Below are 19,849 nucleotides of genomic sequence, written 5' to 3' on the forward strand. Positions count from 1 at the left end.
TCGCCGACATAGGTTCCTGGTCGTGACGCAGCCGCCGGGCGGGAGGCTGGACGTCGTCGTCCGGCGCCTGCCCCTCTACGCCCTGGGTGCGTTCGTCCTCGTGGCGGTGCTCACGTCGGTGATCGCCACGGTTACCTATCACACCGTGGGCCCCACGCCCGGGCACGACTACCTGAACGGCCCGAGCTGGCTGGACGCGTGGTTCCAGGGCGACTCGGGCTGGTACTACCGGATCGCCGAGGACGGGTACTTCTACATCCCCGGCCAGCAGTCCTCGATCGCGTTCTTCCCCTCCTACCCCCTGCTGGTCCGCGGGGTGGCCACGGTCCTCGCCATGGACGCCTCGACGGCGGCCGGCCTGGTGACCGTCGTCTGTGCCGCCGGCTTCGTGATGCTGTTCGCCGACTGGGTGCGCACGCGGGTGGCACCGCGCACCGCCGTGGTCGCGGTGGCCCTGCTGCTGCTCTATCCGTACAGCTTCTTCCTCTACGGCAGCGGGTACGGAGACGCGTCGTTCCTGCTGACCGTCCTGGGGTCCTTCGCCCTGCTCGAGCGGCGGCACTACGTGCTCGCGGGGCTGGTCGGGGCCCTGGCGACGGCGGGGCGCCCGGTCGGGATCGCCGTTGCCGTCGGGCTTGTCGTCCGGGCCGTCGAGTTGATCGCCCAGGACCGGGCCGCACGCCGGGACGTCGGCGTGCTGGTCGGTACGACCGTGGGCGCGGGGGGCTCCGACGCCGGGCCGGTGGACCCGCCCGCGGCCGAGCGCGCGGGGCCGGTGGCCTTCCGTGAGCTGGTGCACGCGGTCCGGTTCGTGCGCTGGCGGCAGGCGGCCCTCCTGCTCTCCGGCGCCGGGCTCCTCGCGTGGATGGTCTACCTCGCGGTGCGGTTCGGGGACCCGGTCGCCTTCGCCACCGTCCAGGGTGCCCCGGGCTGGAACCAGGACGGCGGACCGCGCACCTGGTTCAAGGTGCCGTTCTTCGGGGCGCTCTACTACGGGCTCTGGGACGACGTCGTCCTCGTGGTGCCCCAGGCGCTGGCCGCCCTCGCGGCGGTGCTGCTGCTGCGCACGGTCTGGCGACGTTTCGGCTGGGGGTACCTGGCCTACACCGTGGTCTCGCTGGCCATCCCGATCATCGGCACCAAGGACTTCATGGGTTCGGGGCGGTACGTGCTCGCCGCCTACCCTGTCCTCGCCGCCGCAGCGATCGTGCTCACCGGCGACCGGCGACCACGATGGCTCGCGCCCGTCGTCCTCGCAGTACTTTTCATCGGGCTGTGCACCGCCACGGTCGCCTTCGTCAACGGCGTGGAGGTCTCGTGAACCAGTCGGCCAAGGTCGACCTGCTGTCGATCTTCTTCCCCATGTGGAACGAGGAGGACTACGTCGAGCGGGCCGTGCGCGCCGCCGAGGACGAGTGCCAGCGGCTGATCGGCATCGGCGAGATCGCCGCCTACGAGCTGCTGATCGTCGACGACTGCTCGACCGACCGGACGCCGGAGATCGCCGACGCCCTCGCCGCGGCCGACTCCCGCGTCCGGGTGGTCCACCATCCGGTCAACCGGGGGCTCGGCGGCAGCATCAAGACCGGCTTCGAGTCCGTGCGCGGCGACGTCGTCCTCTACACCGACGCGGACCTGCCCTTCGAGATGCTCGAACTGGGCCGGGCACTGCGGGTCCTGCGCCACTACGAGGCGGACATGGTCAGCGCCTACCGGCTGGACCGCACGGGTGAGGGGCCGCGCCGGGCGATCTACTCCTTCGTCTACAACTCGCTGGTGCAGTGGACGTTCGGCACCCGGGTGCGGGACATCAACTTCGCGTTCAAGCTGGTCCGCCGGCACGTCCTCGACGTCGCCCGGCCGGTCAGCGAGGGTTCGTTCATCGACGCCGAGCTGGTGATCCGGGCGCAGAAGCTCGGCTTCCACATCGTGCAGATCGGCGTGGACTACTTCCCCCGGACCCGGGGGATCTCCACGCTGTCCTCGCCCGCCGTCATCCGCCGGATGCTCAAGGAGATGCGGGAGCTGCGGGCCGAACTGGCCCACCTGACGCCGGTAGCCCGGTGACCCGGCTGCTCGTTATCAACGCCGACGACATGGGCCTCACCCCCGGGGTCTGCCGCGCGGTCGCGCGCGCCCACGCGGACGGCGTCGTCACCTCGACGTCGGTGCTCGCCGTCGGGACGGCGTTCGAGCAGGCCGCGGCAGCCGTGCGCGACGCCGGCGACCTGGCCCTGGGTGCCCACCTGGCGATCGTGGGGGAGGACCGCCCGCTGCTGTCGGCCCGGGAGGTGCCCACGCTGGTCGACCGGGAGGGCCGATTTCCGCTGTCCTACCGCACGGTCGTCGCCCGGGGGGCCGCCGGGCGGATCGACGCCGACGACGTCGCCCGGGAGTTCCGCGCCCAGCTGGAGCGGGTCCGGGGCATCGGGGTGCCGGTCACGCACCTGGACACCCACCAGCACACCCACCTGTGGCCCGCGGTCGCCGCTGTCGTCGTCGACCTGGCCCGCGAGGCCGGCATCCGCTGCGTGCGGCTGCCCGGGAGCCGTCGCCGTGGGCCGCTCGGCGCCGGGGTGCGGCTGCTGGCCGGCCGGCTGCGCCGCCGGCTGGACCGCAGCGGCGTGGTCACCACCGGCGCCTACGCCGGGCTCGACGAGGCCGGGCACCTGGACGGCGAGCGGTTCGCCGGCGTCCTCCAGCGGCTGACCGACGAGGGGGCGGCGACGGCGGAGGTCAACACCCATCCCGGCGAAGCGGGGGACCCCGAACTGGCCCGGTTCGACTGGGGCTACCGCTGGGCCGACGAGCTGGCCATGCTGACCGCGCCGTCGGCCCGGACGACGGTCGAGCAGCGAGGGTGGCGGCTGGGCACGTTCGCCGACGTGGCGGAAGCCGCGTGAGCCGTCGGCCGGACGCCCCGGCGCGCGCAGCGCTGCGTGCCTACCGGGCGGCGCCGCTCGGGGATCGGCTGCACGTCGTCGTCCGCTGGCTGACCTGCCCCTTCCCCCCGATCGCCGAGGCCCTTCCGGCGGAGGGCCGCGTGCTCGAGGTCGGCTGCGGGCACGGGCTGTTCAGCGCCTATCTCGCCCAGCGGGAGCCGGGCCTGCAGGTGCACGGGGTGGACATCGACACGGAGAAGATCGCGGTCGCGGCGGCGTCCGAGCTCCCCGCCGACGGCCGCCTCGACTTCGCCGTCGCGAACTCCGGCTCGGTGCCGGAGGGGCCGTGGGACGCCGTCGTCCTGGTGGACGTGCTCTACCTGCTCGACGAGGCGGCCCAGCGGGCCCTGCTGGAGTCCTGTGCCGCCGTGCTGGCGCCGGGTGGGGTGCTGGTCGTCAAGGACATGGCGACCCGGCCGCGCTGGAAGGCCCGCTGGAACGCCACCCAGGAGGCGCTGTCGGTGCGCGTCCTGAAGATCACCGAGGGCTCGCCGGCGTTCGGGTTCGTCGACCCCGACGAGCGGGCCCGCTGGCTCGTCGCGGCCGGGCTCCGGAACGTGCGCGCGCGCCGGCTGGACCGCGGCCGGGTGCATCCGCACCACCTCCTCGCGGGGGAGGCACCCCGATGAGCGGTCCGGTTCCGGTCGCGGTCACCGGCGGTGCCGGGTTCATCGGCGGGCACGTGACCGAGGCGCTCGCCGCGGCCGGCCACCGGGTGCTCGTCGTCGACAACCTCTCCCGCGGATCGGCCGGGAACCTCGACGCGGTCGCGGGCGACGTCGACCTGCTGCAGGCCGACGTCGCCGGACCGGAACTCGGCCCGGCCTTGGGGGCGGCGGGGATCCAGGTCGTCTGCCACCTGGCCGCGGCGATCGACGTCCGCGCCTCGGTGGCCGACCCGGTCCAGGACGCGCAGGCCAACGTCGTCGGCACGGTCGCGGTGCTCCAGGCCGCCTGCGAGGCAGGCGCCCGGAAGGTGGTCTTCGCCTCCTCCGGGGGCTCGATCTACGGATCGGCCACGCTGCCACCGGTTCCGGAGTCCGCCGTGATCGCCCCGGAGTCGCCGTACGCCGCGAGCAAGGCAGCCGCCGAGCTCTGGCTGCAGACCTTCCAGCGGCTGCACGGGCTGCGGTGGACCGCGCTGGCCATGGCGAACGTCTACGGCCCGCGCCAGGACCCCGCAGGGGAGGCCGGCGTGATCTCGCTGTTCGGCGCGCGCATGCTGGCGAGGCTCCCCACGACGATCTACGGCGACGGCAGCCAGACCCGCGACTTCGTCTACGTCAAGGACGTCGCCGACGCCTTCGTCGCCGCCTGCCGGCTCCCGGTGGACGGACTGCGACTCAACATCGGCACCGGCGTCGAGACGTCGGTCCGGCAGTTGCACACCGAGCTGGCCGAGCTCTGCGGCGCCCCCGACGAGTCACGGCTCGAGCCCGCGCGGCCCGGCGAGCTGCACCGGTCGGCACTGGACGCCTCCCGGGCGCGGCAGCTCCTGGACTGGGAGGCACGCACCGGACTGCGGACCGGCCTGGCCGAGACGGTGGAGTGGCTGCGGACCGACCTCGCGCGGGCCGGGCGGTCGTAGAAGGCCTCAGAACCCGGGGAACACCTGGCGCAGGTCCGCGAGCGACACCGGGCCGTCGACCCGGATGCGCGCGTCGTCCGACGCCCGCAGGCGGCCGGTCAGCAGTCGCGGCAGCGCCTCCGTGGGCAGCCGCACCTCGCCGTCGGACTGCCCGGGCGCGTCGGAGAGCTCGGCCTGCTCCCCGAGGCCCAGCCCGAGGGTGCGGTCGGGTCCGGTGGCCCGGAGGGTGAGCGTGACCGGCCGGCTGCTCAGCCGGTCCGTCTTCGCGGTGAAGCCGAGCAGGAAGGTCAGCGGTCCGAGGTACTGCTCGACGAGGACGGCGGCGACGTCGTCCGGGATGGTGGCGGCGGGGTCGAACGCGACCTCGACGTCCCAGGCGTGCAGCGCGGCCTCGTTGAGCCGCATGCCGGTGAACAGGTCGATCCCGGCAGGCTCGGGCAGGAATGCCATCGGGACGCGCAGCTCGCTGCGCTGGGCCGCGTCCAGCTCCCCGTAGGCCTGGTCGAGGTCCCCGCCTGCCCGCACATAGCCGTCGGCCTGCTCCCGTGGGCTCATGGCGTTCCACCGGTCCCACACGGCCTGGTTGGCGTCCCCGGCGCGCTCGACGCCGGCCCGGGCGGCGCGCAGCGTGTCCAGGGTGATCTCGGCGCCGCTGCCCAGGTGGGACAGCACCTGGGCGACCGTCCACTCCGACGCTCCGGACGGCTGGGTCAGCTGGTCGTCGGTCAGCGCCCCGACCAGGGACGAGAGCCGCTGGTAGGTGCTGTGATCGGCGTCGATGGTCCGGTCGGCGAGCGCGGTCATGGTTCTCCTCGGGTACTGCGTCGGGAATCGACCGGCGTCCGCATCGTAGAGCGGCTGGTTGAACGGTCAAGCGATCCCGCCGTGTGAACTCCGCTTCCGCAGGGGACAAGCCCCGTGTGCAGGGACGCCCGGTCCGCCGGTGGGCACCCGTCGGGCTCACCGGCGCGCTGGTCGCCGTCCTGGGGGTGTGGAACAACCTCGTCGTGACCCGCCTCCCGGGATATCCGGCGTCCTACGTCGTCGTCAACGTCGCGGCCACGGGGGTGCTGCTGGCCGCGGCCCGGGCCGCGGGCCTGACCTGGGACGAGCTGGGGCTCGACCGCCGCCGGGTGCCCGCCGGCCTCCGGTGGGGCGGTACCTGCGCGGGGCTCGTGACGGCGGGCTTCGCCGTGGCCGTGGCGATCCCGGCGCTGCGCCCCCTCCTCACCGATGCGCGGATCAGCGACCTGGACGGCGCGGAGCTCAGCTACCAGGCTCTCGTCCGCGTTCCCTTCGGCACCGTCGTCTGGGAGGAGGTCGCCTTCCGCGGGGTCCTGCTGGCCGCCTTTACCCGCCTGCTCCCCGTGCCGGCGGCCACCGCTGCGTCGTCCGCCGTCTTCGGGATCTGGCACATCCGCCCGACGCTGAGCGCGCTCGCGGCCAACGACCTCGTCGAGGGGCCCGGCGCGACCACGCTGGCCGTCCTGCTGGCCTGCGCGGGCACCGCGGCGGCCGGCGTCGGCTTCACCTGGCTCCGCCTGCGCAGCGCGAGCCTGCTGGCGCCGGTGCTGCTGCACGTCGCGACAAACTCGGTGGGGTCGCTGGCCGCCGCCGCAGCAGCCCGGCTCGCCTGACGCGTCACCCGCCGTCGGTGAGGAGGTCGCGGAGGTCCTCGGCCTTCTCGTCGGTCCAGCCCGGTGGCTTGAGGACCTGGGCCCAGGCGTCGACGTACTGGGTCGTGTAGACGTGCCCGTGCCCGTCCGGCATGTTCACGGCGAACGGCAGATCGGCCGTCACCTGCCAGAACGTGACGAACGGGATCCACTTCACCGCGGCGACGACGTCGTCCCCCCGGCGCTCCTCCAGCCAGTCCGGCCGCGCGTAGTGAGCTGCGGGCTCCACCAGATGATCGGGTCGGAGGGATGCACCAGGTAGAGCACGCGGGAGCCGTCCCAGGGTGCGGTGGTGGGCGGGACGTCGGCTCCGGGATCGTCGGTGAACCGCACCGTGCGGCCGTCGCGGAACTCCGGCTCCACCTCGCGGCTCCCGGGGTCCCGGTCGTCGACGAACTCCCGGTACAGCGTGTTGAAGTTCGGCGGGCCGGCGAAGACCGCCCCGCCAGTCCGGTTGCGCAGGTCGTACTCGCCGCTGAACGCGGTCTCCCCGCCGAAGGAACCCAGGCTCTCGCCGACCACCACCAGGCGGGGGCGGTCGTCCAGCGGCAGCTTGGACCAGCGGTCGTACACCGCGTCGAAGAGCTCCCGTCCGGCCGCGCGGGCCCGGTCCTGGTCGACCAGGTAGGAGATCCACGACGGGAGGTGGGAGTACTGCATCGCGATCGCGGCGCTGTCGCCACCGGTCAGGTGCTCGACCGAGTCCACCGCTCCGGGGTCGACCCAGCCGGACCCGGTGGTGGTCACGACGGCGAGCAGTCCGCGCTCGAAGCCGCCGGCCCGGAGGAGGTCGTCGACGGCGAGACGGGCTCGCTCCTCCGCGGTGGTCGCCGAATCGAGCCCCGCGTAGGCGCGGACCGGGTCCAGGGCGGGGGATCCGGTGAACGCCTCGATGTCAGCGGCCGACGGCCCCTTCGCCACGGAGTTCCGTCCTTCCCGGCCGAGCGACTCCCAGGGGACCAGGGAGCCCGGTCCGCCCGTGCGCGTGGCGAGCGTCGGCCGGGTCACCCCGGGGTCGGTGTTGCCGTTGCGCAGGGCGAAGACCTTGTCCGCGGCGGTCACCAGCTGGTCGGCGACCACACCGCTGAGCAGCAGCGCGGCGCCACCAACGACGACGACCCAGCCGACCGCGCGGGCGGCCCGGTGCCCGATCCAGCGGTCGAGCAGCACGGCGAGCCATCGGTAGAGGCGGTGGAGGGCGCGCGACAGGGCGAGCAGGACGACGAAGACGACGACGGCGACCACCGGCACCACGAGGAGGGACGTCGCGCTGTCCGGGGGAGCGTCCATGAGGTCCCGGATCCGTGCCTGCCGTTAGCGGCCGTACACCGTCGCCGCGGCATAGAGGACGACCGCGACCCCGAGGAGGACGAGCCACGATCGGCGGCGAGCGGGCCGCGCCTCCCGGTCGACGAACGCCCGCCACACGTTCGCCGGCACCACGCCGACGCCGTAGCCGAACGCCGCGGTGATGCCGCTGATCAGTCCCTGGGTCAGGCCGGTGCGCGGGAGCAGCGACGGGAAGAGCGACAGGCAGAGCAGGACCACCGCCCCGGCGAGCCCGGGCAGGGTGTACCGGAACGGCTTCCGACGCGGCCGCCGCAGGAGGGACCGCCGTCCGCGGCGGGTGCGGGCGGGATCGGCTACAGCTCGATCCTCGGGGACCACAACCTGGGCCACCCGGCGCATGCTCGTCCGGACCGGACCCCGCCGACACCCCTCGGGCCACGAGGCGGCCGGCTCGTCACAAGGAGGGACGTCGCTCGACCTCCGGGGAGCGGTGTACCGCCACCGGACGCCCGGCCCGCTCGGCCGCGTCCAGGTGGTCGCGGACGAGCTCCACCGCCGACGGCGACCAGGACGTCACCGAGCCGGCGTCGACGGCGTCGATCCGCGCCGGCTCGCGGCCGTAGTGCCGCAGGAAGCGGTCGACGACCTCCCGGTCCACCTCACCGGCCAGGCACAACAGCCGTCCGTCGGCCGTGTTGAGCAGGCGGACGATCCCACGCGCGGCCGAGGTCACCGCACCAGTCTCCTGCGCCCCTGCGTGCTCCGCCCGGCGATGGGCGGCCGCGGTCAGGCGCTGATCGAGTCCCGCCGCTGCAGGCGCAGCCGACGGCGCTCGCGCTCCGACAGGCCGCCCCAGATGCCGAACCGCTCGTCGTTGGTCAGCGCGGACTCCAGGCACTCCACCCGCACCGCGCACCCGGTGCAGACGCGCTTCGCCTCGCGCGTGGACCCGCCCTTCTCAGGAAAGAACGCCTCGGGGTCGGTCTCGGCGCAGAGGGCGTCCTGCCGCCACGCGTCGGCGGCCGGAGCGATCGAGGCCCAGGGCGACTCCGGCGTCGGCTCCACCGCGGGAGCGGCCGAGGAGTCGGTGAGGAGGGTGAGGAACGGGCGGGAGAAGGAAGACACGGGAAGCTCCTGAGGCGTGGCGTGCGGGGTACCGGACGTGACGGACCGGTACGGGCTGGCTGCTGTCCGTGACGTTACGGACAGGAGGGGCGACCTGGCTTCGGCACAATTCCAACGAAACGGTCTCGTCCGATTGGCGGAATATGTCGACTTGTCGATGCCCGCAGGGCCCGGACGGGGCACCGTGGGCCCCGTGCGACTCCGCAACGGGGACCACGGGTACGGCGTCGCCACCAAGTTCCTGCACTGGCTCACCGTGGCGGCCATCCTCGGCCAGTTCCTCGTCGGTGCCGGGATGGACCTCGACGAGCGCTCGGATCGGCAGCAGGACCAGCTCGACCCCCTCGTCGACCGGCTGGAGGAGGACGCCGACGGTCGAGGAGACGCCGCCGAGGAGCGGGCCGAGGCCGAGATCGAGTGACGCGAGGACGCGCTCGACGCCTCCGAGGACGACGAGGCCGCCGGCGTGTTCTCCGACGTCGTCACGGGCGACGGCCTCGGTGACGGGCTGTCCCTTCCCGAGCTGCACATCAGCCTCGGGCTCTTCATCATCGGCCTCGCGGCCGTGCGCGTGGCGTGGCGCCGCACCGCGCCCCTCCCGCCGTGGGCCGAGCACCTCAGCGCCGGTGAGCGACGGCTCGAGGGCGCGCTGGAGAAGCTGCTCCTGACGCTGCTGTTCGTCGTGCCGGCGACCGGGCTCCTGCTCGTCGCGGCGGGTGAGGACTGGCTGCCCGTGCACGTCACGGCGCAGATCGCCTTCCTGCTGGCGATCGCCGCGCACGTGGGACTCGTGCTCCGGCACACCGTCGTCCGGCGGAACCGTCACCTCGGCCGCATGCTCTGAGGCCGGCCCGGGGCGTCAGGTCCCGCAGAAGGTCCGGTAGGCGCCGAAGTCCTGCGGTGCGGGGGCGGCGTAGCGCTCGAGGCCCGGGCGTTCCTCGTAGGGGGATGTCACGGCGTCCAGCAGCCGCCCGAGCGGATCGAGGTCCCCCACGGTCGCCGCGCCGAGGGCCTCCTCGACGAGGTGGTTGCGGGGGATGTGGACCGGGTTGACGCGGTCCATCCTCTCGGCGTCCGGGCCCAGGGCGTGCCAGCGCGCCACCCAGCTGTCGAACGCGGCGAGATCGAGGAACAGCAGCCGCGCCGGCTCGCTGTCGCCACGGGCAGCCGCACCCAGGGCGCGGAAGAACGACGTGTGGTCGACGTGGTCCGCCGTCAGCAGGGGCAGCAGGTCGTCGACCAGCGTCGACGCGACCGCGTCGTCGACGTCCGCGGAAATGCCGAGCTTGCCCCGCATGCCGGCCGACCAGGCGGCGTCGTACTGCGGACGGAACCCGCCGAGCGACTCCACCGCGAGAGCGACGGCGCGCTCCTGGTCGTCGTCGATGAGGGGGAGGAGGGCCTCGGCGAGCCGGGCGAGGTTCCACTCGGCCACGACCGGCTGGTTGCCGTAGGCGTAGCGCCCGCTCGAGTCGATCGAGCTGTACACCGCCCCCGGGTCGAAGGCCTCCATGAACGCGCACGGCCCGTAGTCGATGGTCTCGCCCGAGATCGTCATGTTGTCGGTGTTCATGACGCCGTGGACGAACCCCACGAGCATCCATCGGGCCACCAGTGCCGCCTGGGCGGTGACCACCGCCTCGAAGAGGGCGAGGTAGGGGCGCTCGGCCTGCCCTGCGGCGGGGTGGTGCCGGCTGATCGCGACGTCGGCGAGGCGGCGCAGGAGGTCGAGATCGCCGGTGGCCCGGGCGTACTGGAAGCTCCCGACCCGCAGGTGGCTGCTCGCGACCCGGGCGAGCACGGCTCCGGGCAGCAGGGTCTCGCGGCGCACCGGCCGGCCGGTGGCCACGACGGCGAGCGAGCGCGTCGTCGGGATGCCGAGGGCGTGCATCGCCGCGCTGACGACGTACTCGCGCAGCATCGGGCCGACCGCGGCCAGGCCGTCCCCGCCGCGGGCGAAGGGCGTGCGGCCGGATCCCTTGAGCGCGAGGTCGCGCAGCCCGCCGTCGGCGTCGGCGATCTCGCCGAGCAGGAGCGCACGCCCGTCGCCGAGCCGCGGGACGAAGCCCCCGAACTGGTGCCCGGCGTAGGCCTGCGCCACGGGCACAGCGTCGCTCGGGACTACGCCGCCGACCAGCAGCCCGATGCCGTCGGGGCTCCGCAGCCAGGCGGGGTCGAGGCCGAGCTCGACGGCGAGCGGCTCGTCGAGGACGAGCAGCCGCGGGTCGGGAGCCTCCTCGGCCTGCCACGGAACGGCCAGCTCCGGCAGCTCGCGGGCGAAGCGGTCGCCGAGGCTGACGGTCGTTGGCGGGGCGAGGCTCACGCCGTCGAGGGTACGAGGGGGGCGTCGCCGGCACCTGCCGTCGTCCGCGTCCTGGTAGAACGCGCCCGGCACCGGACGTCAGGGCGCGAGTTTCTTCGCGCGGCCTGTCGATCTCGTGCGGCGGTGCGTGTCGTAGGGATGTGGGCCCGATCGGCGGGCCCGGGACCGAGGAGACCAGATGACGCAGTACATGATTTTGATCTACGAGGACGAAGCCTCGTACGAGAACGCCTCACCGGAGCTCCTCGGGGAGGTCATGCAGGCGCACAACGACTTCTCGGCCCAGGTCGAGCAGCACGGCGCCAAGATCGTGGGCGGCGAGGCCCTGCAGCCGACCGGCACGGCGACGAGCCTGCGGGCGGGGTCGGACGTGACCGACGGCCCGTTCGTCGAGACGAAGGAGGCGCTCGGTGGGTTCTACGTGATCGACGCGCCCGACCTCGACACCGCGCTGGCCGTCGCCAAGCTGTGCCCGGCGCGGTTCGGCGGGGTCGAGGTCCGCCCGGTCATGACCTTCGACTGACCCGCCGAGGCCGCACGGGATGACTGACGAACCGGCCTCCGCCGTCGCGGCCGCGGTCGCCGACGCGCACCGTCGCGAGTGGGCTTTCGTGCTCGCCGCGACGGTGCGCGTCACGCGCGACCTGGACGTCGCCGAGGAGTGCGCCCAGGACGCGTTCGCCGCCGCGCTCACCGACTGGCGGACCAACGGCGTCCCCGCGCGTCCGGGCGCCTGGCTGACCACGGCGGCCAAGCGCCGTGCCCTGAACGTCCTGCGCCACCGGGGCGTGGAGCGCCGTCATCTGCCCCTGCTCGTCGAGGACGACGTCGTCCCCGGGCCGGGGGAGGCGCTCGACGACGGACCGGCCGGAGCCCAGCTCCCGGACGACCGGCTCCGGCTGATCGTGACCTGCTGCCACCCCGCCCTGGACCGGACGGCGCAGGTGGCGCTCACCCTGCGGCTGATGTGCGGCCTCTCCACGGCCGAGGTCGCCCGCGCCTTCCTGGTCAGCGAGCCGACCATGGCGGCGCGGATCACGCGGGCCAAGAAGAAGATCGCGGTCGCCCGCATCCCGTACCGCGTGCCGTCGGCCGAGGAGCTGCCCGAGCGGGTGGACGCAGTGCTCGGCGTGGTGCACCTGTTGTTCACCACCGGGCACACCACGCCGTCCGGGGACGAGCTGGTGCGGCGGGACCTGGTGGAGCGGTCGATCGAGCTGGCCCGCATGCTGCGCAGGCTGCTGCCCGAGGATCCCGCCGTGGCCGGCCTGCTGGCGCTGCTGCTCCTCACCGACGCGCGACGGGAGACGCGCACCGGTCCGGGCGGCCGGTTGCTGCTCCTCGAGGAACAGGACCGCGCGCGGTGGGACCGCGGCGCGATCGCCGAGGGTGTGGACCTCGTCCGGGAGGCGCTGCGGGCCCGGCCGCCGACCCGGTACGCGCTGCAGGCCGCGATCGCCGCCGTCCATGCCGAGACGCCGTCGTGGGACGACACCGACTGGCGGGAGATCGTCGCCCTCTACGACGTCCTGACCCGGCTGTGGCCGTCGCCGGTGGTCGCCCTCAACCGCGCGGTCGCCGTGGGGTTCGCCCGGGGAGCCGCGGAGGGGCTGGCCGCCCTCGACGGGCTGTCCGCTGAACCGCAGCTGGCCGGCTACGGTTACCTGCCGGCCGCCCGCGGCAGCTTCCTCCGCCGTCTCGGCCGGACCGCCGAGGCCCGGGAGGCCTACGCGGAGGCCCTGCTGCTCACCGAGAACGCCGTCGAGCGGGAGTTCCTCGCGGGCCGGTTGCGCGAGCTGGACCCGGACCCGACCTGACCGGCCCGCTCGGCGACGTGTCCGTTCCTCCGTCGAGCGGCGCAGATCCCGCGCTGTTCCGGGCGTTTCGCGGTTGACCTCCCGCCGTCTGCAGGGCGGGGTGCCGATGGACGGCCACCCATCGAGCCGACTCCCGGAGGCGAGAATGATCCGCCGCAAGAAGGACGCCGCCGGCGTCATCGTCACGTTCACCCTCGACGACACGATCCCCGGACCGATGTCGGTCGTGGGCGACTTCAACGACTGGACGCCGGGCGCGCACGTGCTCCGCAAGAGCAGCAACGGCACCCGCAGCGTCGCGGTGACCCTGCCGGCCGGACAGTCGGTCCGCTTCCGCTATCTCGCCGACGGTGGCCACTGGTTCGACGACCCGCAGGCCGACGCCCAGGAGCAGGAGGGTTCGCTCCTGGTGCTGTGACGGGAGCCGGGTCGGACCGTCGGGATCCGGGCGCCTGATCCAGCGATAGGTTCAGGTCCGTGGCGCCCTCCGAGCACGAGCACGAGCCCGAGCCCGACAGGTCGACGCGGCCGATCGAGAGTTCGATCCGTACCGACCTCCGTGGCGCGATGAGCTACGGCGGCTACCTCGACCTGGACCGCCTGCTGTCCGCGCAGCATCCGCGGAGCAGCCCCGAGCACCACGACGAGCTGCTCTTCATCGTCCAGCACCAGACGAGCGAGCTCTGGCTCCGACTGGTCCTGCACGAGCTGCGCGGTGCCCGGCAGTATCTCGGTGACGACGACCTGGCGCCCGCGCTGAAGTGCCTGGCCCGGGTGAAGAACATCCAGCGGACCCTGACCGAGCAGTGGTCGGTGCTCGCGACCCTGACCCCGCGGGAGTACGCCCAGTTCCGGGGAGCACTCGGCTCCGCGTCCGGCTTCCAGTCCTACCAGTACCGGGCCGTCGAGTTCATCCTCGGCAACAAGAACGCCGCGATGCTCACGGTGTTCGACGGTGAGCCCGAGGCCCAGGAGGTGCTGTCGGAGCTGCTGGAGGCCCCGACGCTGTACGACGAGTTCCTCCGGCTGATGGCGAGGAACGGATTCGACGTCCCCGCCGCCGTCCTCGAGCGGGACCACCGCCGGCCGTGGACCTTCCAGCCGGAGCTCGTGCCGGTCTTCCGGCAGGTCTACGAGTCGACCGACACGCCCTGGGGGATCTACGAGGCCTGCGAGAGCCTGGTCGACGTGGAGGACAACTTCCAGCTGTGGCGCTTCCGCCACCTGCTGACCGTGCAGCGCACGATCGGCTTCAAGACCGGGACGGGCGGGTCGTCCGGTGTCGGCTTCCTGCGCCGAGCGCTGGACCTCACCTTCTTTCCCGAGCTCTACGCAGTCCGCACCGAGATCGGCACCTGACGGGCGCAGGAGCGGGACACTGGGCCTCCGACCATCGGAACGTGCCCGGTGAGGGGGACTCCCGTGAAGCTCGTCATCCTCGGGGCGACCGGACTGACCGGTCACCGGCTCGTCGACCAGGCCATCGAGCGCGGGCACGAGGTGGTCGCCTACGTCCGCAGTCCCGACGCCCTCCGCGGCCGCCCCGGACTTCGGGTCGTCGGCGGGCAGCTGACCGACGAGCCTGCGCTGCGGTCGGCGCTCACCGGTGCCGACGCGGTGCTGTGTGCCATCGGACCCAAGGGACTGCGCGGACTGATCGGCGCCGACCTGATGCAGCGGACGCTCCCGGTCGTGGTCGAGGCGATGTCCGGGGCCGGGGTGCGCCGGCTGGTGCTGCTGTCGGCCTACGGCGTCGGCGACACCGCCGCCTCGGCGTCGCCGATCGCGACGATCGCCTTCCGGACGGCGGTCCGGTCGCTGTACCGGGACAAGCAGCTCGCCGAGTCGCGCCTCGCCACCGCCGACGTGGATGTCACCACGGTGTACCCGCTGTCCCTCACCAACGATCCGCTCAGCGACACGGCCGTCGTGCGGGACGTCGCCACGGTGACCCGGGTCAGCGGCCTGCCCAAGGTCCCGCGCGCGAACGTGGCCAAGGCGATGCTCGACGCCGTCGAGGATCCGGGCACCATCGGCCGGCGCCTGATCGTGTCCAGCGCAGGGACGGTCCGCTGACCGATCAGCGCGTGGGCGTCAGGGGTCGTTCGTCCACCATCGGCTCGCCGTCGGACGCCGCGACCGGGGAGGGTTCGACCCGGAGCACCCGGGCCAAGCCGCCCGGCAGCCACCAGTTCCACCGGCCGAACAGGCTGACCAGCGCCGGCACCAGGAGCGCCCGCACGATGGTGGCGTCGATCAGGATCCCGACGCCCAACGCCGTCCCCAGGACCTTGATGTCGGTGCCGGGGGAGGAGGCCAGCGCGGCGAAGGAGAAGAAGAGGATCAGCGCGGCGGACGTGACCAGCCGCCCGGTGCGCCCCAGCCCGGTCACGACGGCCCGCCCGGTGCTCCCGGTCGCGTCGTACTCCTCGCGCATGCGGGCCAGGATGAAGACCTCGTAGTCCATCGAGAGCCCGAACAGGAACGCGAAGATGATCACCGGCAACCAGAAGGTGATCGCTCCGGTGGCCGAGATCCCGAACACCGCGTCCGAGCCGTGGCCGTCCTGCCAGAACCAGGTGATGGCGCCGAAGACCGCGGCGAGGGACACCAGGTTGAGCACCACCGCCTTGATCGGCAGCAGGAGCGACCGGAACGTGCGCACCAGCAGCACGAAGGTGATCAGTGCGATCAGGCCCAGGACGTACGGGAAGTTGTCGTACACGGCCCGGAAGTAGTCCTGCACGATCGCGCCGGTCCCGGCGATGCCGACGCTGCCCTCGACCGCGTCCGTGACGGCCGCGCGGACGTCGTCGACGACGGCGATGCTCGTGCTGTCGACGGTCTCGTCGACCGGGACGACGTCGACGACGGTCACGCCGTCCCGACTACCGCCGACGACGGCCATGCGGACGCCGGGCACCTCGCTCGCCGCCGTGACCGCCGCGTCGGCCTCCGCATCGGGAACGAGCACCGCGATCGGGGTGAGGACCCCGTCGCCGACGCCGCCGTCCTGGAGGACCTGCAGGGCGTCGAACGCCGGCCCGCTCTGGCTCAGCGACTCGGTGTTCGACTGGCCGATCTTCAGGTGGAACACCGGCGCGACCAGCAGCGCCAGCAGCAGGACGGCCACGCCGGTGGCGATCCATCGACGGCGCACGATGAGCCGCGCCCACGCCGACCAGCCGCGCGCGGCCACGGCGTCGTGCCGGATCCGCGGCCAGTCCACCCGCGGCCCGATCTTCGACAGCAGGGCCGGCAGCAGCGTCAGGACCACCGCGACGCTCACCAGCGGGATGAGCATGCCGCCCAGGCCCATGCTCCGCAGGAAGGGAACCGGAACGATGATCAGCGCCAGCAGGCTGATCGCGACCGTCACCCCGGAGGCGACGACGGCGTGACCTGCGGTGCGCATGGCGATCACGACGGCCTCGTCGTTCGGATGCCCGTGCGCGCGCTCCTCGCGCCAGCGGGAGACCAGGAGCAGCGAGTAGTCGATGGCCACGCCCAGGCCCACCAGGGCGATGAGGAACTGCACGACGAAGCTGACGTCGGTGAGGTAGGTCAGCCCGAGCACGAGCAGGAACGTGGTGAGGATCGACACCGCGGCGATCATCAACGGGACGAGTGCCAGGAACGACGCGAAGACGAAGATCAGCACGGCCAGGGCACCCACGGCGCCGAAGAGCGTCTCGGCCAGCACGCTGGGTCCCTCGGTGTCGCCGCCTGCGGCGAGCAGCACGTAGGAGGTGAGTCCGACGTCCAGGCCGGCTGCCCCGGCTGCCTGCTGCACAGCGGGCAGTACCTGGGTTTCGATGCCGGGGCCGAAGCCGGTGGGTTCCGGGCCCTGGATCAGCGCGAACGTGCTGCGCCCGTCGTCGGTGACGAACGCGTCGTCGCCCGTGCTGCCGAGATCGACCACCCGGACCTGTGGCGCGGCGGTGCGCACCGCGTCGAAGAGTCCGGCGATCTCTGCCTCGCGCTCGGCCACGGTGCTTCCCTCGGGCACGGTGATCACCGGCACCAGGGTGTCGGCGGTGCTCGTGCCGAAGGTGGCGATCAGGTCGCGTTCGGCCTCGTAACCGGGCTGGCCGGGCAGCGAGAAGTCGAAGGTCAGGCGATCGGTCACCGGTCCGGCGGCGATCCCGCCGGCCACCATCAGCGCCACCCAGCCGAGGACGACGAGCAGGCGGTGGCGCAGGACGAAGCGGGCGACGGACTCCACGGGTTGCTCCTTGGGCAGCAGTCGGCGCGGGTCGGGCAGCGCCTCTGGTGCCCGGGCGGCCACGCTAGCGCCGTCGGGGTGCCTCCGGGCCCGCCGGCCGCGCGGAGCCGGCCTGCTCTCAGTGCGAGGTCGCCAGTTCGGACCCGAGGCTGTGGTCGGCCAGGGTCCGGGCACGGGGCGACGGCACCGCCCGCAGCAAGTCCGGTCGGTAGGGCCGCAGCAGCAGGTCGGCCAAGAGACGTGGGAGATCTGCCTCCGGTGCGGCGAGCTCGCTGCCGTGGGGTGGTTGCGCGTGGTGCAGTTCGGCGACGGGCGGGGCACGAGCCGGCCGTCGAGTTCGACTGCCTCGCGGGCTGCCAGGTGCGGGTCGACGAGCTGGCCGAGGTCTACGGTCGGCCGGAGCGTCTCGGCCCACCCGGCTCGGCCGGGGCCCCGGGGCAGCAGTCCCCGGCGTAGTCGCGTCGAGCACTGAGCCTGGACCGAGCGGGGGTGGCCGCCATCGAGAGCCGGAGCCTGGGTCGAGGCCGGATCAGCGTGCCGGTGGTCGGGCTCGGCACCTGGCAGCGGCTGGAGGCCGCTGCTGCGGCCGGGCGGCACCGGGAGCTGGTCGACACCGCCATCGCGGCGGGGGTCCGGCTCGTCGACACCTCACCCATGTACGGCGACGCCGAGCGTCTCCTTGCCGAGGCGCTCGACGGCAGGCGCGACGAGGTCGTGATCGCCGACAAGATCTGGACGCCGTCCGCGCAGGAGGGAGTCGCCCAGCTCGCCCGCGCCGTGGACTGGTACGGCGGCCGCGTCGACCTGATGCAGATCCACAACCTGGTCGCCTGGCCCACGCACCTGCCGATGCTCGAGGATGCCCGGGCTCGGGGGCTGGTCGGCCTGATCGGTGCCACCCACCACTCCGCCGGGGCCTTTCCCGAACTTGCCGAGCTCATGGCCACGGGCCGCATCGACACCGTTCAGGTGCCCTACAACCCGCTGCAGCGCGAGGTCGAGCAGACGATCCTGCCGCTCGCCGAGGACCTGGGCCTGGGTGTGCTGCTGATGCGCCCGCTGGGGGAGGGGCGGCTCGTGCGCCGGGAGCCCAGCCCGGCCGAGCTCGCGCCGCTCCGTCCGTTCGGTGTCACGACCTGGGTGCAGGCCCTGCTCAGATGGGGCCTGAGCGACCCGCGGGTCTCCGTCTCGCTGGCCGCCACCGCCCATCCCGACCGGGTCCGGGCGAACGCCGCTGCGGGGTCACCGCCGTGGTTCGGGCCGGAGGAGCGGGCACTCGTCGAGCGTCTGGCGACCGCGCGCTGACCGTCAGGGCGCCCGGAGGGACCGGTGCCGCCAGCCGAGCCGCTCGAGCAGCCGGCCCAGGTGGGCGTCCAGCGAGCGGCTGGTCGTGGCCGCGACGGTCTCGGTCAGCACGTCGACCTCTGCCCGGAGTGCGGATCGCTGGTGCCGGAGGGCCTCGACCTGCCCATGGAGCGCTTCCACCTGGGCGAGGAGGGAGGCCGAGCGCATCGCCGCGTCCCGATCGACGCGCTCGCGGGTTGCGAGGGCCTCGGCGTCGGCCCGACGCCGCTGCTCCCGTGCGGTGCTCAGCATCCGCACGACCTCGTCCCGGGCGTGCAGCCGGGCGGCAGCTGCCTCGAGCACGGCCTGCTGCCTGATCTGCTCGACGTGCTCGGCGGCGCGCTGCTCGATCGCCTGAACCGCCCGGAGCCGCGATGCGGCCTCGGCGCGAGCATCCTTGCCCGTCCGAGCGGCCGCCGCGAGGATCCGGCCGGCCCGCGCCGTCATCCCCCGCACCTCGTCGGCTCCCTCGGCGACCAGCCGTCCCACCTCGGCCTCCGCGGCGCCGAGCACCCGTTCGGCGCGGGCGACCGTGACCTGCGCCTGCGCGGCAGCAACGGAACGGTGGTTCTCGGCCTCGCCCCGCATGTTCTCGGCCTCGTCGGCCGCCGCGGCGAGCATCGACCCCAGATGACGCGACAGTCCGAGGAACTCTGCGCCTCCCGACGAGTGGGAGAGCAGCGTGCGGGCTTCGTCGAGGGCGGCCCGGGTGGACAGATGGCTGGCGAGCAGGTGCTCGCGTTCGCGATCGGCCGTGGCCAGCTCGTCCTCGGCCCACTGGACGTAGGTGTCGACCTGGAAGCGGTCGTAGCCGGCGACGGCCCGCCGGAACATCGGCCCGGCCTGGAGGACCGTGGGCAGGTCCCCGGAGACGTGCGGGCGCTCTCGGTCCAGCGGCGCCGTCCCCAGGACGGTGTCCAGCACCCGCAGGGGGCGGGGAGCTCTCTGATCCACATGCAGCTCGATGGTCATCCACTTGCCTCCCCGCGCAGTTTTTCCAGCCTGAGTTCCGGAACGCTACGGGCCGCAGGGGGCCGCGCAGACCGCTGGCGGCCGGGCATCACCCGGAGGGGAGGGCCGGGACGCCCGATCCGGTTGCCGGGGCCGGCGCGCTCGCTCTGCGTGACGTCGCTCAGGGGAGTGAGAGGACGGGCACCAGGCGCTCCAGGGCGCACGACGTCCCGCACCCTCGTCCCATGGCGAACGCGACGACCCCGTTGCCCCCGGGCAGCATGACCGTGCCACCCCTGTTCGGCTGGGAGCTCATCCTCACCGGGTTGGTCGTCCTGGTCGTCGTCGCCGTGGCGTTCCTGATGATCAGCGCGACCGGAACCGGACGGGACGAGCGGTCGGACTGGAAGGCGTGGCTGGACGCGCGGTCGGGCGGGCGCGAGGACCCGGTCGTGGACCCACCCGGCCCGCCGGTCCAGCGAGCCGAGACGCACCGTGCCGCTGAGCAGACAAGAGGAAACTGAGTGCGCTGACGCGCCGGTCGTCGCAGGATCTCGGTCGGCGGCGT

The 19,849-nt window shown here is 73.4% G+C and carries 23 protein-coding genes and 1 pseudogene; 15 read left to right on the top strand and 9 right to left on the bottom strand.

The genetic code is table 11. The features are described 5' to 3' along the window. The first annotated feature begins 22 nt into the window (after window positions 1-22). The 5 genes from E4P38_RS15255 to E4P38_RS15275 are packed head-to-tail and all read left to right on the top strand — an operon-like array spanning window position 23 to window position 4,530. Complete coding sequence (locus E4P38_RS15255; protein ID WP_135132783.1) at window positions 23-1,321, top strand: hypothetical protein; 1,299 nt, start codon at window positions 23-25, stop codon at window positions 1,319-1,321. Further along, on the top strand, window positions 1,318-2,067 hold the full coding sequence (locus tag E4P38_RS15260) for a glycosyltransferase family 2 protein (protein ID WP_209309123.1): 750 nt from the start codon (window positions 1,318-1,320) through the stop codon (window positions 2,065-2,067). Before E4P38_RS15255 ends, E4P38_RS15260 begins: the two co-directional genes overlap by 4 nt. Then, a complete protein-coding gene (locus tag E4P38_RS15265) occupies window positions 2,064-2,903 on the top strand; it encodes a ChbG/HpnK family deacetylase (protein ID WP_209309124.1) in 840 nt (279 codons plus the stop codon). The genes E4P38_RS15260 and E4P38_RS15265 overlap by 4 nt, the downstream gene beginning before the upstream one ends. Beyond that, entirely contained in the window at window positions 2,900-3,571 is a 672-nt protein-coding gene (locus E4P38_RS15270) for a class I SAM-dependent methyltransferase (RefSeq protein ID WP_135132787.1), read from the top strand. The genes E4P38_RS15265 and E4P38_RS15270 overlap by 4 nt, the downstream gene beginning before the upstream one ends. Beyond that, window positions 3,568-4,530 (top strand): NAD-dependent epimerase/dehydratase family protein, encoded by a 963-nt coding sequence (locus tag E4P38_RS15275; RefSeq protein ID WP_135132789.1) that lies wholly within the window; start codon window positions 3,568-3,570, stop codon window positions 4,528-4,530. The genes E4P38_RS15270 and E4P38_RS15275 overlap by 4 nt, the downstream gene beginning before the upstream one ends. A gap of 6 nt (window positions 4,531-4,536) precedes the next feature. Here E4P38_RS15275 and E4P38_RS15280 read toward each other — a convergent pair whose 3' ends face one another. After that, a complete protein-coding gene (locus E4P38_RS15280; protein WP_135132791.1) occupies window positions 4,537-5,334 on the bottom strand; it encodes a maleylpyruvate isomerase family mycothiol-dependent enzyme in 798 nt (265 codons plus the stop codon). 116 nt (window positions 5,335-5,450) lie between these two features. On the opposite strand from E4P38_RS15280, the gene E4P38_RS15285 reads away from it, so the two are divergent. Then, window positions 5,451-6,167: a CPBP family intramembrane glutamic endopeptidase gene (locus tag E4P38_RS15285; RefSeq protein WP_135132793.1), complete on the top strand. Its 717-nt coding sequence runs from the start codon at window positions 5,451-5,453 to the stop codon at window positions 6,165-6,167. 4 nt (window positions 6,168-6,171) lie between these two features. On the opposite strand, the gene E4P38_RS23230 is transcribed toward E4P38_RS15285, so the two are convergent. From E4P38_RS23230 to E4P38_RS15300, 5 genes and pseudogenes are all read right to left on the bottom strand, one after another. After that, window positions 6,172-6,435: an alpha/beta-hydrolase family protein gene (locus E4P38_RS23230; RefSeq protein ID WP_209309125.1), complete on the bottom strand. Its 264-nt coding sequence runs from the start codon at window positions 6,433-6,435 to the stop codon at window positions 6,172-6,174. Next, window positions 6,360-7,127, bottom strand: coding sequence for an alpha/beta-hydrolase family protein (locus tag E4P38_RS15290; protein ID WP_245161057.1), 768 nt, complete (start codon window positions 7,125-7,127; stop codon window positions 6,360-6,362). The genes E4P38_RS23230 and E4P38_RS15290 overlap by 76 nt, the downstream gene beginning before the upstream one ends. A gap of 45 nt (window positions 7,128-7,172) precedes the next feature. Further along, window positions 7,173-7,895: pseudogene (locus E4P38_RS23585) on the bottom strand (alpha/beta-hydrolase N-terminal domain-containing protein); the annotation flags it as partial. A gap of 55 nt (window positions 7,896-7,950) precedes the next feature. Then, a complete protein-coding gene (locus E4P38_RS15295) occupies window positions 7,951-8,229 on the bottom strand; it encodes a hypothetical protein (RefSeq protein ID WP_135132795.1) in 279 nt (92 codons plus the stop codon). Window positions 8,230-8,282: 53 nt separating this feature from the next. Next, window positions 8,283-8,528, bottom strand: coding sequence for a WhiB family transcriptional regulator (locus E4P38_RS15300; RefSeq protein WP_245161058.1), 246 nt, complete (start codon window positions 8,526-8,528; stop codon window positions 8,283-8,285). 286 nt (window positions 8,529-8,814) lie between these two features. On the opposite strand from E4P38_RS15300, the gene E4P38_RS15305 reads away from it, so the two are divergent. Together E4P38_RS15305 and E4P38_RS15310 are read left to right on the top strand one after the other, a co-directional pair. Next, on the top strand, window positions 8,815-9,042 hold the full coding sequence (locus tag E4P38_RS15305) for a hypothetical protein (RefSeq protein ID WP_135132799.1): 228 nt from the start codon (window positions 8,815-8,817) through the stop codon (window positions 9,040-9,042). Between the two features lie 45 nt (window positions 9,043-9,087). Next, the gene (locus E4P38_RS15310; protein ID WP_135132801.1) at window positions 9,088-9,465 is read left to right on the top strand and encodes a cytochrome b/b6 domain-containing protein; all 378 of its coding nucleotides are present in this window, start codon (window positions 9,088-9,090) and stop codon (window positions 9,463-9,465) included. A gap of 15 nt (window positions 9,466-9,480) precedes the next feature. Here E4P38_RS15310 and E4P38_RS15315 read toward each other — a convergent pair whose 3' ends face one another. Further along, the gene (locus E4P38_RS15315; RefSeq protein WP_135132803.1) at window positions 9,481-10,944 is read right to left on the bottom strand and encodes a protein adenylyltransferase SelO; all 1,464 of its coding nucleotides are present in this window, start codon (window positions 10,942-10,944) and stop codon (window positions 9,481-9,483) included. 178 nt (window positions 10,945-11,122) lie between these two features. On the opposite strand from E4P38_RS15315, the gene E4P38_RS15320 reads away from it, so the two are divergent. The 5 genes from E4P38_RS15320 to E4P38_RS15340 all read left to right on the top strand — a co-directional run bounded on the left by E4P38_RS15320 (window position 11,123) and on the right by E4P38_RS15340 (window position 14,837). After that, a complete protein-coding gene (locus tag E4P38_RS15320; RefSeq protein WP_135132805.1) occupies window positions 11,123-11,467 on the top strand; it encodes a YciI family protein in 345 nt (114 codons plus the stop codon). Window positions 11,468-11,486: 19 nt separating this feature from the next. Next, window positions 11,487-12,761, top strand: coding sequence for a DUF6596 domain-containing protein (locus E4P38_RS15325; RefSeq protein ID WP_135132807.1), 1,275 nt, complete (start codon window positions 11,487-11,489; stop codon window positions 12,759-12,761). Between the two features lie 145 nt (window positions 12,762-12,906). Then, the gene (locus tag E4P38_RS15330; protein ID WP_135132809.1) at window positions 12,907-13,179 is read left to right on the top strand and encodes an isoamylase early set domain-containing protein; all 273 of its coding nucleotides are present in this window, start codon (window positions 12,907-12,909) and stop codon (window positions 13,177-13,179) included. A gap of 59 nt (window positions 13,180-13,238) precedes the next feature. Next, the gene (gene kynA, locus E4P38_RS15335; RefSeq protein WP_209309128.1) at window positions 13,239-14,120 is read left to right on the top strand and encodes a tryptophan 2,3-dioxygenase; all 882 of its coding nucleotides are present in this window, start codon (window positions 13,239-13,241) and stop codon (window positions 14,118-14,120) included. 63 nt (window positions 14,121-14,183) lie between these two features. Continuing rightward, window positions 14,184-14,837: an NAD(P)-binding oxidoreductase gene (locus tag E4P38_RS15340; RefSeq protein WP_167760580.1), complete on the top strand. Its 654-nt coding sequence runs from the start codon at window positions 14,184-14,186 to the stop codon at window positions 14,835-14,837. 4 nt (window positions 14,838-14,841) lie between these two features. Here the strand turns inward: E4P38_RS15340 and E4P38_RS15345 are convergent, their stop codons facing one another. Next, window positions 14,842-16,986 carry an MMPL family transporter gene (locus E4P38_RS15345; RefSeq protein WP_135132812.1) on the bottom strand — a complete coding sequence of 715 codons (2,145 nt, stop codon included), beginning with the start codon at window positions 16,984-16,986 and terminating at the stop codon, window positions 14,842-14,844. A gap of 489 nt (window positions 16,987-17,475) precedes the next feature. Between E4P38_RS15345 and E4P38_RS15350 the strand changes: the two genes are divergently transcribed. Continuing rightward, window positions 17,476-18,291, top strand: a complete 816-nt coding sequence (locus tag E4P38_RS15350) for an aldo/keto reductase (RefSeq protein ID WP_167760581.1) — start codon at window positions 17,476-17,478, stop codon at window positions 18,289-18,291. Window positions 18,292-18,294: 3 nt separating this feature from the next. Here the strand turns inward: E4P38_RS15350 and E4P38_RS15355 are convergent, their stop codons facing one another. Then, the gene (locus E4P38_RS15355; RefSeq protein ID WP_135132814.1) at window positions 18,295-19,302 is read right to left on the bottom strand and encodes a hypothetical protein; all 1,008 of its coding nucleotides are present in this window, start codon (window positions 19,300-19,302) and stop codon (window positions 18,295-18,297) included. Window positions 19,303-19,526: 224 nt separating this feature from the next. Between E4P38_RS15355 and E4P38_RS15360 the strand changes: the two genes are divergently transcribed. Beyond that, window positions 19,527-19,805 carry a hypothetical protein gene (locus E4P38_RS15360; protein ID WP_135132815.1) on the top strand — a complete coding sequence of 93 codons (279 nt, stop codon included), beginning with the start codon at window positions 19,527-19,529 and terminating at the stop codon, window positions 19,803-19,805. The last annotated feature ends 44 nt before the right edge of the window (window positions 19,806-19,849 follow it).

Origin of the sequence: Blastococcus sp. CT_GayMR16 (assembly GCF_004570875.1) — a bacterium.
Lineage (GTDB): Bacteria > Actinomycetota > Actinomycetes > Mycobacteriales > Geodermatophilaceae > Blastococcus_B.